The sequence below is a fragment of the Gleimia coleocanis DSM 15436 genome (assembly GCF_000159015.1).
GTDB classification, from domain to species: domain Bacteria; phylum Actinomycetota; class Actinomycetes; order Actinomycetales; family Actinomycetaceae; genus Gleimia; species Gleimia coleocanis.
In genome coordinates, this window is the sequence record NZ_DS999540.1 from 165425 (window position 1) to 180373 (window position 14949).

Below are 14949 nucleotides of genomic sequence, written 5' to 3' on the forward strand. Positions count from 1 at the left end.
CGTTTTCGCTGCGTGGGAAACTCAACTCGCACGCAGAGTAGACATAGTGGTGTTCACACGCTGAGGCTAAAAAGCTTTGCCGTGGCAACAGTTTCAAAGCCCAGGTTCTTATAAATTCCCAAAGCACCCGACGCATTCGTGGAAGAAAGACCGGTAGCAGTATGGTTCATACCGTCTTTAAACTGGGCGCGCATAGTTGCAGTAATCAAAGCTTCAGCAAGTGGTTCTGCACTATATTCTTCCAGAACCGCAATCTGGTCAATGTTACCTTCTTTCCAACCTAAAACCTGCCAGTCCTGCTCATAGGCCGATGCCATCAGGAATCCGGCAATTACCGGCCGGTCAGCACGGTTATCTACGGCTACGAAAGACCATTCCGGTTTGAAATCTGAACGACCTGCAAGCCAAGTTGCCAATGACTGCGGACTGCGCTGACGCTGTTCATAGGAAACCCGGTTTTCAACCTCTAGGATTTCTGATTCTGTGAAGTGCTGCCAAGGTTCGATTGAGAATAAGCTATTTAGTTCAACATAGCTAGGTTGTGAAATTAATGGAGCCCGCAAGTCATAGAAAGAACGGCGCCACTGGTAGCCTAAACCGTTGAGGTGGTATTCCAGTTCCGCATTCCCCATTTCCACGTAGAACTCAATTAGTTTTGTATCTTCTGAAGTTACTTCAGCAGTTTCTAAAAGTCCTTTAGCAGTGTCAGTTAGCCAGGCTACTAAGGCTCCGCCAATCCCAATGCCACGGTACTGCGGGTCTACCCCACCTTGACACATTGCGTGCGTCAAGTTAGCTTCACGAATTCGCACAAACGCGTAGCAGCGCAGAACATCGTCTTTCCACCCACCGATACAACGCATGTGGGCATCATCATTAAAGAGGTCAAAGATTTCTGACTCAGAAGTACGGTAAGGCAATCCGTCGGCGTCTTCAATACGATTTGCCAAGGCTTGAAATTCAGCTGAATCACTTGCGGTAAGTGGACGCCAGCTGAAACCTAATTCGGGAATAAGGTTCATCTGTTCACTTACTTTCACAAATCCAACGCGTAGTAGATTTGATAACCTTCCGTAGCAAATCCCATACGTTCATAGAAGTCACGCGCCCCGTGAGGGTTATCTCTATCCACGTCTAAACCGATTGCCTCAACCCCCGCTGCTTGAGCGGCGGCCATTGCAGAGGTGAGCAAGGCTTTACCTAAACCATGGGCACGTGCGTCTGGGGATACTCCCAAAAGTTCAATATAGGCTTCACTGCGCTGTGCTTGTACCCACCGAGCCGGGTGACGGCACACCATCACGTAGCCAACGACGGTGCCTTCTGGATCTAAAGCTACGAAAGACCAGCGTGGGTCTAATCCTGGGCGGGACAGTAGCCACCAGGAACGAGCTTCCTCTTTAGTTCCCCAGTGATCTTTAAAAGCTTGATCGTGTACTTGCTGTAAGGTCGCGTCAGAAACCACTGCCCAAGGTTGGATAATGTAACCGTTGCATGGCTGAGCAACTTCTACTTCCGTATTTGTGAACTGGTGGTACATGACTTCGAAAGTACGACGGGATGAGAATCCCGCAGCCATATAAAGCCGACGGCGGTCATCTACGTGAGCATCAACCAGATTCGCGAGACGCACTTCCAAAGTAGAGTCGTCACCCAAAACCTCTACGAAGAGCTGGCGGGCACGGGATTCCTGCCATTTCAGAACTGCGCGTCCAATCCCCCGCCCTCGGAAATCTGGAGAAATAAACGCCACGACTTCTGCGCGGGCAATGTCCTCATCTGGAATCTGGATTTCTACACCTGCGAAGGCCACGAGTTTGCCGGCTGCGTCGCGTCCCACGATAGCTTCAGCTGGCAACACCCCCAGATTGTATTCCAAGAACAGGGCAATACGCTGATCATTTACAGAATGGAGGGCGTTATCCGCAGTCTCACAGTAGCGAATCAGCAGGGTAAGTTCAGCTAAATCAGCAGCAGTAAGTCGCTTCCAGGTGAGGCCTAAATGAGCTTTCGGATACTCTACAACATCAGCTGGTTGTAGGCGTGCAATCAGACTTTGGTTCATTCTTTTTTCGTCCCTCCCTTACGCGTCAATCTGTGAACGATCTAGTTCTGATGCGCCAGCGACGATAAATTCTTTACGCGGCACTACTTCAGATCCCATAAGTAACTCGAACATTTCTTCAGCCTGCTTCAACGCAGCTTCATCAGCTAACGTAATGCGACGCAGCGTCCGGTGAGCGGGGTCCATCGTAGTCTCAGCCAACTGGTCCGCATCCATTTCACCCAGACCCTTGTAACGCTGAATCGGTTCCTTATAGGTTCGTCCTTGGCGCTTTAACTGAGCCAGTTTCTGATGGAGTTCTTCCTCAGAATAGGTGTAAATCAATTCTTTTGGCTTCTTCCCCTGCTTTGGCACTTCAATTCGATGCAGTGGTGGAACCGCCGCGTAAACTCGGCCGGCTTCGACCAGAGGACGCATGTAGCGGAAGAAAAGCGTGAGCAGAAGCGTACGAATATGCGCGCCGTCTACGTCCGCGTCGGTCATTAGTACAATCTTGCCGTAACGGGCTTGCGATAAGTCGAAAGTACGTCCGGATCCTGCCCCGATTACCTGAATAATCGCCGCACATTCGGCGTTAGCCAGCATATCTGCAGTAGATTTCTTTTGCACGTTCAAGATCTTACCGCGGATTGGGAATAGCGCTTGATATTCGGAGGAGCGCGCAAATTTTGCGGTGCCCAATGCAGAGTCACCTTCGACGATAAACAGCTCTGACTGTTCTACGTCGTTTGAACGACAGTCAGCGAGTTTCGCAGGAAGCGAGGAGGTTTCCAAGGCATTCTTACGGCGGGAAATTTCTTTATGAATACGTGCGGAAACACGGGCTTTCATTTCACCAACGATTTTTTCCATAAGCGCGTCGTTGGTCTGTTTGATTTCACGCTTATTTGAGCTGAATCGTTCTTTGAAGAAGTCAGTGACGACCTTACTTACGACTTGTCGTACTGGGGCTGTACCAAGAATTTCTTTAGTCTGGCCTTCAAACTGTGGTTCGGGGAAACGCACGGTTACAACATAGGTTAAACCGGCTAAAATATCGTCTTTTTCAACGCGTCCGTCTTTTGCGTTTACTTTGAACTTACGGGCGTTCTTTTCTACGTGGGCGCGCACTACTTTAACCAGAGCTTGTTCGAAGCCCTGCACGTGGGTACCGCCTTTAGGGGTGGCAACGATATTCACGAAGGAACGGTCAATGGTGTCATAACCGACGCCCCAGCGCATGGCAATATCTACTTCGCAGACACGTTCGAGTTCTGCGACTCGTCGTTCTCCTTCTTCGACTAGAGGGACGAGTTCCTTGAAAGTACCTTCACCTTTGATGTGCAGAGTGTCGGTTACTGGACCGTCTTTAGCTAGGAAGTCAACGAAGTCGACTACGCCACCGTCAAATCTTAAGACTTCTTCGACGCGTTCTTCACCGCGTTCATCGATTACGGTGAGTGTGAGTCCTGGTACCAGGAAGGCAGTTTGGCGAGCACGTTCTACCAGTGAGTTCCAGCTGAATCCTTCATCCGCTGGGAAGATTTGGAAGTCTGCCCAGAAGCGTACGCGAGTACCGGATACGCCACGTTTAACTTTGCCGACGATTTCTAGTTTTGATTCGTCAAGGAAAGGTGTGAATGGAGAGTTTGGGGTACGTTGCTTTGAGTCATCAAAGATACCTGGTTCACCGCGTCGGAATGACATTTGGTGAGTTTTGCCTCCGCGGTCTACCTGTACGTCGAGGCGTGCGGAAAGAGCATTAACAACGGAAGCGCCTACGCCGTGCAGACCGCCGGAAGAACCGTAGGATCCAGCCCCGAATTTGCCACCGGCGTGGAGTTTAGTGAAGACGACTTCTACACCTGAGAGGTTTAGGCCTTTTACCGTATCTACGGGGATGCCGCGACCGTTATCGGATATGGATGCAGAGTAGTCGTCATGCAGGGTGACGACGATGTGGTCACAGTGTCCTTCGAGGGCTTCATCAACTGCGTTATCGATGATTTCCCAGAGGCAGTGCATGAGACCGCGATGGTCGGTTGAGCCGATGTACATACCTGGGCGTTTACGGACGGCTTCGAGCCCTTCCAAAACAGTCAGGTGGCGGGCGGTATAGCTCTGGCTGGCATCATTCTTTACAGTTTCACTCACCCTACTATTTTACCTGTTTTCTGCGTTTTTTGGGGGATGAGGTTCCCGAGGGCGCTTTTTCTGCTGTTAGAGTGTGGGAGATTATGCCGGTAGCGAAAGTTCTGGTTATAGAAGGGATTCTGTCAGAGCTATCTTGCACAATAGAAGTATGAATGAAGTAAATGAAGAAACTGTTGCAGATACCCAGACTGGATTATTGGTATCTGACCGTTGTGACCTGTGTGGCGCGCAGGCTTTCGTTGAGGTTGTAATGAACTCGGGTGCCCTGTTGTTCTGTGGTCACCATGCTCGTAAGTTCCGCGATTCTTACTCTAAGACTGCGGTGAAAGTTAACGATTACACTCACCTGTTGCAGGCTTAAATCTTACAGTCTTTAGTGTCCCTCGATGATTTCGAGGGACACTTTTTGTGCATAATGCTGGTTTTAGCGATACCGGATAAATCGGCATCGGATGGAGTATGCTAACTCCCACGCAAAGAAAACGCGCGAACTCAAACTCCCGCGCAGGAAGTAGCTGAAGGTTGCGTTTAGTGCTGGAAGTCAACCAACCCAGGCTTTGCGTATATAAGTGTTTGCCCCTGAGAACCGAGTTCTCAGGGGCAAACACTTATATACGCTCTATCAGTCCAGGTAATCGCGTAGTACCTGGGAACGAGATGGGTGACGCAACTTAGACATAGTCTTGGATTCAATCTGGCGAATACGTTCACGAGTAACGCCGTAAACCTTACCAATTTCATCCAGGGTCTTTGGCTGTCCATCGCCCAAGCCGAAACGCATGGAGACTACCCCAGCTTCACGTTCTGAAAGGGTATCCAATACCTTATGCAACTGTTCCTGCAACAAGGTGAAGGAAACCGCGTCAGTAGGCACGATTGCTTCAGAGTCTTCAATCAGGTCACCGAATTCAGAGTCACCGTCTTCACCCAGTGGAGTGTGCAGGGAGATTGGTTCGCGACCGTACTTCTGAACTTCCACAACCTTTTCAGGGGTCATGTCTAGTTCTTTAGCGAGTTCTTCAGGGGTAGGTTCGCGGCCCAAATCCTGTAGCATCTGACGCTGCACACGAGCAAGCTTATTAATAACTTCAACCATGTGTACAGGAATACGGATAGTACGTGCCTGGTCTGCCATTGCACGGGTAATCGCCTGACGAATCCACCAGGTTGCGTAGGTAGAGAACTTGTAACCCTTGGTGTAGTCGAACTTCTCAACCGCACGAATCAAGCCCAGGTTACCTTCCTGAATCAAATCCAGGAACAGCATGCCACGACCGGTGTAACGCTTTGCCAGGGAAACTACCAGACGCAAGTTAGCTTCCAACAAGTGATTCTTAGAAAGCTGTCCGTCATGGACCAAAATCTGCAGCTCACGACGTAACTTGGATGGCAGTTCGTCACCTTCAGTCTTAATCTTATGTTCAGCGTAAAGACCAGCTTCAATACGGCGTGCTAAATCAACTTCGTCTGCAGCAGTCAGCAGGGATACTTTACCAATCTGCTTCAGGTAGTCTTTCACTGGGTCAGTAGTTGCACCAGCTACGGTTACTTTCTGGACTGGTTCATCAGTGTCATCGAACTCAGAAACTACGAACCCGCCAGTTTTAACTACAGCCTGGGTTTCTTCAGCATCTGGCTTTCCACGACGAGCCCCTTCAGAGTCTTCATCGTCGTCGGATTCCAAGTCTTCTTCAAGATCGTCATCAACGTCGAGGTCTAGGTCCAGATCTTCTTCGTCAGCGAATTCGTCTGGTTCAGCCAGTTCGTCGTCATGGCGGTCTTCGATTTCCTCAGCATCTGCTTCTGGTGCTGGGGTTTCCGAAGCTACCTCTTCTTCAGCCTTCTTCTTGCGTGGTGCACGCTTCTTCTTTGGCTTTTCCTCAGTAGCTTCTGCGGTTGCCTCGGTAGATTCAGTAGCCTTAGTCTTTCGGGTGCGCTTAGGCTTCTCAGCTACTTCGTCGGTAGCTTCAGCAGCTTTCTTAGCCGGAGCCTTCTTTTTCGTAGCGGTTTTCTTAGCTGGCTTTTCTTCTGCCAAGGATTCTGCAAGTACTTCTGGTGCTTCTACTTCAGAAACTTTTCCAGATTTTTTAGTAGTCTTTGCGACTGCCACAGAGATTTCCTTCCCGCCGTTTTGCGCCATCAAAACACAATTATAATCACTATTGCATTTTATGCCCAATTAACGGTACTCTATGCCACTCGACACAGCTTCAGAAAAGCCCAAACTGGGTGGTAGTCAGCACAGGGCACGGTGCATCAAGCAAAATTCGGGATGCATTAACGCCTAAATCAGTTATCCGGGAGCCACCTTGACGCAACCCCAGCACAATCATTTCAGCTTGAACCTCTCTAGCAAGCTCTAACACAGATTCTGCCACCGAAACACCAACAGGAGCGTTACTTACCCGGAATGGAACTTTAACGTTTTCCAGTTCATTCCAAAGAGTTTCTAACGCGTCAGATTCAGTCTTTGAATCTTTGAAGTCGTTACGAGCAGCAACTAAAACTTCCAGGGAAGTATTCTTCACTTCTGCCGTCTGCACTGCCATGCGAAGCGCCATTACAGATTCTTCATTTCCGTGGAAACTCATTACGATTGCCATTGCAACAACCTTTCTGCTCTCAGCTTCTTGTTGAAACTAATAGCAGGTATTGAAAAGTATGCCCTTACATGGCGCTTTCTTTTCAGCCAGTGTCTAACACCTCTTAGTTTAGGGTATTTTTAATAACATGGTTGAATCACACGCGAACCCCGCTCAGCTCATTAACCTGCCAGTTTTTAGTCGTACAATCCATCAGCGAACTTTAGATTTAGCAGCTTCCCTGGGCAGTCCTTTCCAAAATCACCCGGAGTTTCAGCGTTTTTCGAGTCTAGTGAATTCTTATTTGGGTGAGGGCAAAACTCTGCGTGCGTTAGGTGTAGCCGTCGGAGCGTTCCTGGCGGGTTCTAAGGATTTTACTTCTTCACCGCTAATTCGGGACTTAGGTGTGGCAATGGAGTTTTATCAGGCATCCGCTTTAGTGCATGATGACTTGATTGATGACGTGGATTTGCGTCGTTCCCATGCAACAATTCAAGTAGCTGCCCGCCAGTTTCTTCCTGCGGATGCAGCGGATGCGGCTGCAGTATTAGTTGGAGACTATCTGCTTTCCCTCAACCACGCTGCCACAAATATTGCCTTAGCTGAGGCTTCTGCCCCACTGCGAGATCAGATTCACGCTTACATGGCAGGCATTACCGCCGAGGTCGCGTGGGGACAGTATCTTGACATCCTCACTGAAACACACTCTTTAGAGGATACAGCTGGTTTGCGCGCGCACGTTTTAGACGTGATTACTGTTAAGTCCGGATACTATTCAGTGATGCGTCCGCTGGTTTTGGGAGCTATTTCCGAGGGCGGTTCTGCTGAACTAATTGCCGCGTTGGAAACTGCCGGAACTGCCTGGGGTATTGCGTTCCAAATGCGCGATGATGAAATTGGCATGTTCGGGGAAGAGTCGGTTACAGGTAAGCCAGTAAGTTCAGATTTAGCTGAAGGTAAACGTACAATCTTACTCTCCCTGGTTTTAGAACGAGTTTCAGCGCAGCAACGGAAAGTTCTATTGAACGCCCTCGGAAATAAGGAAATTACGGAAACTGAAGTTGCGCTGGTACGCGAAATCATTCGTGATTGCGGCGCCTACGCGGTACATGAAGAACTGATCGCCGACTACGTAAACCAGGGGTTCGCAGCTTTTGAAAACCTCGCGTTACATGAAAAACACCAGCAGATTATCCGCGAATTTGCGGGTCTGCTGGTGAATCGAAAGTTCTAAGATAAGCGGAACTCAGAAAGTAATCGTCAAAATCGCGTTACGAACTTCCTTAACGCGGTTAGCCGCTAAAAGTTCCAGGGGACGAGCCTCTAAGTAATCGTTGTAACGATCTAGCCACTCAGAAGCTTCCAAAAATTCAAAGCCCGCATCCAGAAGCATAATTAAAGTGCCACGCAACGCTGGATTAACCATCCAACCGTTAGGACCCTTTACGAAACAATCCTTCGGAATGAAAGGCTTCCGGTCGATGCGGATTTTAATCAAATCGTCTTCTTGCCACATCTGCTTAATACGGTTAGGGCCCACGCCCAAAAGCTGCGCGGCTTCTGCCTGGCTGTAGTATGCGTTCAAATCAGTCATACTTAGATAATATGAGGATTCCTTAGAAAACCATGAATTTTGCGCGGATTGTCATAAAACTATTACAGGTTTAAGAGGTTTTAGTTCCCACTTCCCTACTCTCATTAAGTAGAATTACTATCGTGGATAAAACTAGCGAAAACATGGCTGAAGCAGAGCAGAAACCCACCACGGAACAGGAACCATTAACTGATCCGTTAATCGGCATGCTCGTTGACGACCGTTACCGGGTTGAAAAACTCCTGGCACGCGGTGGTATGGCAACCGTGTTTTTAGCTTACGATAAGCGACTCGACCGGGAAGTTGCCTTCAAAGTTATGCACCCACACCTTGCGGAATCCGAAGAATTCGTGAACCGCTTCCGCCGGGAAGCTCGCGCCGCCGCAAAAATCCTGCACCCTTCCGTTGTCTCTGTATTCGACCAAGGCGTAGTAGGCGGTTCCGGCTACCTAGTCATGGAATACGTCCCCGGAGTAACTCTACGTACCCTACTCAATGAGCGCGGTGCCTTCACCGTCCGCGAGTCCCTCAAATACACTGAAGCTATTCTCCACGCCCTCTCCGTTGCACACGGTGTAGGAATCATTCACCGTGACATTAAGCCTGAAAACGTCCTGGTAGCCGGCAGTGAAACCGTTAAAGTAGCTGACTTTGGTTTAGCTCGCGCCGCCTCAGACGTTTCAGCTGCCTCCACCGGCTCAGTCATGGGCACCGTCGCATACTTGGCGCCAGAAATCGTCGCCGAAACTAAACCAGATAACCGGTGCGACCTCTACGCATTAGGGATTCTGCTATTTGAAATGCTCACCGGTCACACTCCATTTGAAGACCGCACCGCAATTCAAGTGGCCCTCGCCCACGTCTCTGAAGAAATCCCTGCGCCTTCTACATTAGAACGCTGGCTACCACCAGAGATCGATGAACTAGTCTGCTCCCTCTCAGCAAAAGAAGTTTCAGAACGCCTACCAAACGCAGACAGCGCCCTAGATATGGTGCAACGCCTCAGACGAGAACTACCCCCATCAATTTTGGACCGCGCAGCCGAAGTTAAACCAGCAAATTCTTCTGAGGCAACCACTGTTATTAAAATGCGTGGCGAAACCATTGCTCTACCAGCTGAAGTCACCCAGTCTGCAAATGAGACGGTAACAAGCTTCCCCGCTCGACCAACAGAAAGTCCAGAACTAAAAGAATTACCCGTGGCACTCCGCCCTCGGAAAACTAAAAAACGTAAGTGGAAAATCGTAATCTGGACTCTGCTGCTCATCACCCTACTCTCTGCCGGCGGATTAACCGGCACCTGGTGGTGGTATCAGCACGGCCCCGGCGCCTACCGCGAAGTATCTGACCTCTCCGGACTGTCATTTGCCGACGCCACGAAACACCTAGATATCCTCAAGGTAAAGTTCGAGGTTAAAGAAGAATACTCAGACACCGTTGCTGCAGGTACGATTATCGGGACTGATCCAGAAACCCCGGGAAGCCTCCATAAAGACTCAACTATCCTATTGCGAGTCTCAAAAGGCATTCATATGGTAGTAGTCCCCGACATCGTAGGTAAAACCAAAGAAGGCGCCAAAGTTGATTTAGAAGCCGGCGTACTGAAACTCGGTGAAGTCACCGAAGAATACTCAGAATCAGTCCCACAAGGGCAGATTATCTCCACTGCTCCAACAGCCGGAGAAACAGTCGTTCACGATAGTGAAGTCAGCCTGGTGATTTCTAAGGGACGTCAACCTATCGAAGTCCCCAACCTGGTTGGGATAATCCGTGAAGACGCCCTCTCACGCCTTGAAAACTTGGGACTTAAAGTTAATGTCACCGAAGAGTTCAGTGACACTGTCCCTACCCACAACGTGATTTCTCAAGAACCAGCGGTTGCCTCAACTCTCTATAAGGGAGACGTCGTCAGCCTCGTCATTTCCAAAGGCCCGGAACTACGCGAAGTACCAAATGTGATTGGTAAAAACCTAAACGAAGCTACTTCAATTTTGGAAGCTGCTGGGTTTAAAGTCGAAACCCGCAAGATTTTCATTACCTTTGGACTAGTTGCAGACCAAAGTTCCCCAGCAGGAACTAAGTTAAAGGTTGGTAGCACGATTACGCTTTCGCTAGTTTAAACTGCAACCCCGATAAAATTAGCAGAAGCGAAAACAGTAAAACATAGAGGCAACTTACTTTAAAACCCTTAACCTCAACGCAAGTAGAAGCTAAAAAAGACCTAAAATCTAAGAAATTGAATATAAACAGCTACATCAAAAGAACTAAACCGGACCACTTCTTATACTGCTAAAAGTACAAATTTCCTTCCCTGTAAGTTAAATAACTATAGTAGTAATGATATTGCTCGAACCAACATGGCATCCCGCAGGATCTTCGATAACCCATGTGATTGGCAATCTTGAAAATAGCCCGGAACAGGATGCAAGACAGTTGGATAGCCGAACAAAGCCCCCTACTAGCCTGCGTATAGTTTTCACTAGCACAGCATGCTGTGGAGTAGCTCACATCCTGTTCACCTCTTTCAGTTGCCACCCGATGAACATCTGAAGATTGAACACTATTAGTCACGTAACCATCTTCATTTACTTCTCAGATGAACTTACTGCGCATAATCAAAGTATTCGTAAGAAACTAAACTGGTAGAGCTTTCTTATGTGTGTTATCCCCATCGCGGTTTTCATTATCGGTTACGTAAGTACGCGTATCGTTATAGCCCGCATGTGGTGGGTGTACTTGTCCGCGGCCACGAATATCACGGTGGAATGCTCTATACACTTCTGTTTCATGCGCAGCAAACCACTGGCCCATTAACGAAGCTAACTCATCACGCACCTTTTCATATGATTCATCATGAACTAGATTATTTAGTTCAGCAGGATCATTTTTTAAGTCGTACAGTTCCTGTGGCCCGTCAAAACGATCAATGAACTTTAAGTCACCGTAGCGAATCATGCGTCCTCCCCCGTACTCATCGAAAACCATGACGGGTTCATCTGAATCGCGGATTTCCCCGCGGGCTAAATCTGCAATTGAACGAGCACCACGTAAAGGATCTTCTGGTGGAGTTATCTCTGCTAGTTCACAAACCGTTTCAAAGAAGCTACATGCTGAAACATGATCATCTACTTTACGGTACTCATGCTGCCCAGGAAGATGAATGATGAATGGAACTCGCACGGAATTTTCCCAGAAGTTTAATGGGAAAGTACCGTTCCCCTTGCCCCAAATGCCATGTTGCCCGCAACTAAAACCGTTATCCGACATGTACATAACCACAGTGTTATCAGCGTAAGCGTTCTCTTCAAGCGCTTTCAGTATATCGCCCACGGCGTTATCTACACCTGTTAAAGAAGCTGCGTAACCTCTAAGGCTAGGCACTGGGTCTGCGAATGCATCTGCGAAATCATCATAGTATTTAGTCCACGGGTGGGGTTCTTCTCTTGGGATTGAGGGAAAATCTGTATCCGCGTATAAGTCCATAAGTTCTTGCGGATGGTTATTTATCCAAGGTGAATGTGGAGCAGTAAAATTAACCATTAAGAAGAATGGTTTTTCTTCATTAACTGATGCTGCGCTCTGAATGAAATCACAAGCGTTTTCTGCAATTGCGTCGGTAAAATACTTTGGCTCAGTCGCTTCATTACCATTCTCATCCCAAATGGGAGCGTTATAGTACGGACCGCCTCCATATCTGTGCGCATACCAATATGAAAACCCTGGTGCTGGGGTTTGTGAAGTGCCAACATGCCATTTGCCGACCATACCGCAATAGTAGCCGTTATCATCGAGTACTTCCGGTAAGGTAATGATTCCGTCTAAGAAAGGCTCCTCCAATGCATCTGGATGGCGGCCCCCCACCAGCCAATCGTGGATACCATGTGCCGAAGGCATACGTCCGGTTAGCAGGGTCCCGCGAGCTGGCGAGCATACTGGTGAGGCACAGTAATAGTTACTGAAGGTGGATGATTCCTTTGAAAGCTGGTCTAGATTTGGAGTCTGCAATTCAGGCCAGTGTTCGCTCGTTGCCCACGGCCCTTGATCATCCGTTACAAAAATCACAAAGTTTGGTTGTTTGTTCATTTGTGTATCCTTATTTAAGGGTCCTATAAAAGAATAGAACTCATACTGTGCCGAAGAGAGGGATTATGGCCCGCGCAACTCGTAAGGATGTAGCTACACTCGCTAACGTATCTGTTTCCACTGTTTCACATATTATGAATAATCGTGGCGAAGAACTTGGTTTTTCCGCAGATACTGAAGAACGCGTCCGTAAAGCAGCTCAAAAGCTCGGCTACATTCCGCGGGCATCTGCCCGAAACTTCCGTTATCAAGATAGTAGAGTTATCGCTTTTTTCACTACTGAAGCGCCTTCTTCCCTACGTCTGCCTGTCTTTAATGAACTTATCACGAGCGCTATTGAAACAGCCCGTGAGGCAAATTATTTTATTCTTCCAATTCCGGTAAACGATGATCCGTTAGGAACAGTAGCTGGAACGATACGGGATATTGAGCTTGCTGGAGCAGTAGTTCGCGACGACGTTCGTCTTCGAGATGCTATTCCTCTCTTACTTAAAAACGATGTGCCCTCAGTTTGGGTGAACACTGGTTTACTTGATGCACCGGATCCTCAAACCACCAGTATCGTTGTTGAGGAAGAACCTGGGGTTTTAGAAATGCTCAGTTCTTTCAACGTTTCCACTGTGGTTAAGCCGGTTCTAATCAGTGGCCCTGGTAAAGACTCTGGTCGTATTGAGACTTTCTTACAGTACTTCCCTAATGCAGTGAGGGTAAATGCTGGTGGTTGGTCTTTCCATGATGGTTATGAAGTTGGTGCTGAGGTAGCCGGTTCTGAACCGGATCTAATTTTCGCTGCTAATGATTATCTGGCTTACGGTTTCATGTCCTATGCCGCTGATAACAATCTATTTTCCAACGATTTTCCTCGTATTTTCGGCTTTGGTGATGTGGGGGCACTCCCCACATCACCTAACCGATTATCTTCTATTGAATGGCCTTTAGCTGAAGCGTCACGGTTAGCTGTAGATGTTTTGATTCATCATCTGCGTGATACCGAACCCTTATCTAAAGGTGTTATCCGCGTGCTTAAGACCTCTGCTCATCCGCGTGAATCTACTCGTTAAGTAGGTTTTGACTATTTGGTTTCAGCCAGTTTGCCTTCTGCGACATCTTCGAGGCTTTCAGCAGTTGATGCCAGCCAAGGGTTAGCCCACACAAGAATGAACATCAGCAGGTACACCAAAGAAAATGGTGCAATAGCGTAATAACCATACTTTGCTACCAGGACTGGTACCAGGAAAGATACCGTTGCTGACATTACGCGTGCCATGGACTGAGTGAAGCCAGCGCCGAATCCTCGTAGCTCAGTTGGGTATGCTTCAACGGACCAGACGAGTGCCAGCATACCTGGACCGAAGTAAGTGGTGAAGCTCCAGATTACGAATGCTGCGAAAAGGATGACGTTAGAGAGAGCTCCCATCAGACCCAGAACTGCAGCTACAACTGTGAGGATTGCAGCGGTAATTAACCCAAGGTTACGACGGTTTACTCGGTCAATGAAGTAAGCGCCGATAAAGAGTGCTAGGAAGGCAACCACGTTTGCTAGTAGTGAGATCAGAAGGTTTGCGGAAGCGGGTACGCCAGCTTCCGCAAAGATTACTGGACCGAGGAATGATACGACAGGACCGGCAGTTGAGTTAAGCATGAAGAATGCGGTGCAGACCAGTACTCGGCGGCGTGCATCTCCGTGGAATAGTTTCCGGTATTCGCGGTTGGTTTTACGAGGGCGGACTTCTTTCATCTCGTCTTCAAGACCGAGTGCACGAATAATTTTCCATGCTTTTTCGGTTTCACCATTTTGAATCAACCAGCGCGGAGATTCAGGTAGTTTCTTACGTAGAAGTAGAACGATTGCCGCCGGGATTGCAGCGAATACAAACATGCCTCGCCAAATCCAATCGTAGTGTGCTTCCGGAACTACAGCGTAGAGTGCCATGGCTAGTAGGATAGCGAACATTGCGCCTAGTACCAGCATGATGTTCAGCAGAGAACCGGTAATCCTACCACGACGCGCTTTCGGAGCGATTTCAGCTAAGTATGCTGATGATGTTGAGAGGTCCATACCGATCGCAACGCCGATGAGGAAGCGTAGTACCCAGAGCATCCAGACTTGTGTAATCGCACCTGCAAGAATTGCAGTTACGATGAATACCCAAAGGTTGAATGCGAAGACTTTTTTGCGTCCGATTCGGTCAGACAAGTCACCGAAGAAGATTAAGCCAACAGCTGTTCCGATAAATGAGATTGCAACCAAGAGGCCTTTATCTGCTGGGGTTAAAGAGAATGAAGATGATAGGAAGACCATGGCGACACCAATAACTGCCAGGTCATACCCATCAATGAATTCGCCGAATGCGATTAGGGTTGACGTGTGTTTTTTAATGAATTTTGCGTCTTTTGGCGATATTTCGCCGGTTTCAAGATCTGTTGCATGCATTTTAACTCTCCTCTGAGTTAGGTACACCATTGTATGCTTGCACACTGATATTATCACG

At 48.3% G+C, this 14949-nt stretch carries 12 protein-coding genes; 4 read left to right on the forward strand and 8 right to left on the reverse strand.

Translation table 11 applies throughout. The annotated features are described in order from the left end of the window. Window positions 1-53: 53 nt before the first annotated feature. From HMPREF0044_RS01020 to HMPREF0044_RS01030, 3 genes are read right to left on the reverse strand one after another with little or no spacing between them, the layout of a single operon-like run. Window positions 54-1022: a GNAT family N-acetyltransferase gene (locus HMPREF0044_RS01020; RefSeq protein WP_141553793.1), complete on the reverse strand. Its 969-nt coding sequence runs from the start codon at window positions 1020-1022 to the stop codon at window positions 54-56. Between the two features lie 14 nt (window positions 1023-1036). Continuing rightward, on the reverse strand, window positions 1037-2065 hold the full coding sequence (locus HMPREF0044_RS01025; RefSeq protein WP_006546232.1) for a GNAT family N-acetyltransferase: 1029 nt from the start codon (window positions 2063-2065) through the stop codon (window positions 1037-1039). Window positions 2066-2083: 18 nt separating this feature from the next. After that, entirely contained in the window at window positions 2084-4198 is a 2115-nt protein-coding gene (locus tag HMPREF0044_RS01030; protein WP_006546233.1) for a DNA gyrase/topoisomerase IV subunit B, read from the reverse strand. A gap of 148 nt (window positions 4199-4346) precedes the next feature. On the opposite strand from HMPREF0044_RS01030, the gene HMPREF0044_RS01035 reads away from it, so the two are divergent. Then, window positions 4347-4559: a DUF7455 domain-containing protein gene (locus HMPREF0044_RS01035; protein WP_006546235.1), complete on the forward strand. Its 213-nt coding sequence runs from the start codon at window positions 4347-4349 to the stop codon at window positions 4557-4559. 261 nt (window positions 4560-4820) lie between these two features. On the opposite strand, the gene HMPREF0044_RS01040 is transcribed toward HMPREF0044_RS01035, so the two are convergent. Beyond that, entirely contained in the window at window positions 4821-6338 is a 1518-nt protein-coding gene (locus tag HMPREF0044_RS01040; protein WP_006546236.1) for an RNA polymerase sigma factor, read from the reverse strand. A gap of 70 nt (window positions 6339-6408) precedes the next feature. Next, window positions 6409-6801 (reverse strand): universal stress protein, encoded by a 393-nt coding sequence (locus tag HMPREF0044_RS01045; protein WP_006546237.1) that lies wholly within the window; start codon window positions 6799-6801, stop codon window positions 6409-6411. A 127-nt stretch (window positions 6802-6928) separates the two neighbouring features. Here HMPREF0044_RS01045 and HMPREF0044_RS01050 point away from each other — a divergent pair, with 127 nt between their 5' ends. Then, the gene (locus tag HMPREF0044_RS01050; RefSeq protein WP_006546238.1) at window positions 6929-8014 is read left to right on the forward strand and encodes a polyprenyl synthetase family protein; all 1086 of its coding nucleotides are present in this window, start codon (window positions 6929-6931) and stop codon (window positions 8012-8014) included. Between the two features lie 12 nt (window positions 8015-8026). Here HMPREF0044_RS01050 and HMPREF0044_RS01055 read toward each other — a convergent pair whose 3' ends face one another. After that, window positions 8027-8374: an Rv2175c family DNA-binding protein gene (locus tag HMPREF0044_RS01055; protein ID WP_006546239.1), complete on the reverse strand. Its 348-nt coding sequence runs from the start codon at window positions 8372-8374 to the stop codon at window positions 8027-8029. A 122-nt stretch (window positions 8375-8496) separates the two neighbouring features. Here HMPREF0044_RS01055 and pknB point away from each other — a divergent pair, with 122 nt between their 5' ends. After that, entirely contained in the window at window positions 8497-10494 is a 1998-nt protein-coding gene (pknB, locus tag HMPREF0044_RS01060) for a Stk1 family PASTA domain-containing Ser/Thr kinase (RefSeq protein WP_050754322.1), read from the forward strand. A 514-nt stretch (window positions 10495-11008) separates the two neighbouring features. On the opposite strand, the gene HMPREF0044_RS01065 is transcribed toward pknB, so the two are convergent. Beyond that, window positions 11009-12457, reverse strand: coding sequence for a sulfatase family protein (locus HMPREF0044_RS01065; protein WP_006546241.1), 1449 nt, complete (start codon window positions 12455-12457; stop codon window positions 11009-11011). 65 nt (window positions 12458-12522) lie between these two features. On the opposite strand from HMPREF0044_RS01065, the gene HMPREF0044_RS01070 reads away from it, so the two are divergent. Then, the gene (locus HMPREF0044_RS01070; protein ID WP_040312561.1) at window positions 12523-13518 is read left to right on the forward strand and encodes a LacI family DNA-binding transcriptional regulator; all 996 of its coding nucleotides are present in this window, start codon (window positions 12523-12525) and stop codon (window positions 13516-13518) included. Between the two features lie 11 nt (window positions 13519-13529). Here HMPREF0044_RS01070 and HMPREF0044_RS01075 read toward each other — a convergent pair whose 3' ends face one another. Further along, window positions 13530-14891, reverse strand: a complete 1362-nt coding sequence (locus HMPREF0044_RS01075) for an MFS transporter (protein ID WP_040312563.1) — start codon at window positions 14889-14891, stop codon at window positions 13530-13532. Between the last annotated feature and the right edge of the window lie 58 nt (window positions 14892-14949).

Bases quoted from the DNA above. Each gene is read 5' to 3' on its own strand.
- HMPREF0044_RS01020 (WP_141553793.1), bottom strand. From the start codon at position 1,022: ATGAACCTTATTCCCGAATTAGGTTTCAGCTGGCGTCCACTTACCGCA.
- HMPREF0044_RS01025 (WP_006546232.1), bottom strand. From the start codon at position 2,065: ATGAACCAAAGTCTGATTGCACGCCTACAACCAGCTGATGTTGTAGAG.
- HMPREF0044_RS01035 (WP_006546235.1), top strand. From the start codon at position 4,347: ATGAATGAAGTAAATGAAGAAACTGTTGCAGATACCCAGACTGGATTA.
- HMPREF0044_RS01040 (WP_006546236.1), bottom strand. From the start codon at position 6,338: ATGGCGCAAAACGGCGGGAAGGAAATCTCTGTGGCAGTCGCAAAGACT.
- HMPREF0044_RS01045 (WP_006546237.1), bottom strand. From the start codon at position 6,801: ATGGCAATCGTAATGAGTTTCCACGGAAATGAAGAATCTGTAATGGCG.
- HMPREF0044_RS01050 (WP_006546238.1), top strand. From the start codon at position 6,929: ATGGTTGAATCACACGCGAACCCCGCTCAGCTCATTAACCTGCCAGTT.
- HMPREF0044_RS01055 (WP_006546239.1), bottom strand. From the start codon at position 8,374: ATGACTGATTTGAACGCATACTACAGCCAGGCAGAAGCCGCGCAGCTT.
- HMPREF0044_RS01065 (WP_006546241.1), bottom strand. From the start codon at position 12,457: ATGAACAAACAACCAAACTTTGTGATTTTTGTAACGGATGATCAAGGG.
- HMPREF0044_RS01070 (WP_040312561.1), top strand. From the start codon at position 12,523: ATGGCCCGCGCAACTCGTAAGGATGTAGCTACACTCGCTAACGTATCT.
- HMPREF0044_RS01075 (WP_040312563.1), bottom strand. From the start codon at position 14,891: ATGCATGCAACAGATCTTGAAACCGGCGAAATATCGCCAAAAGACGCA.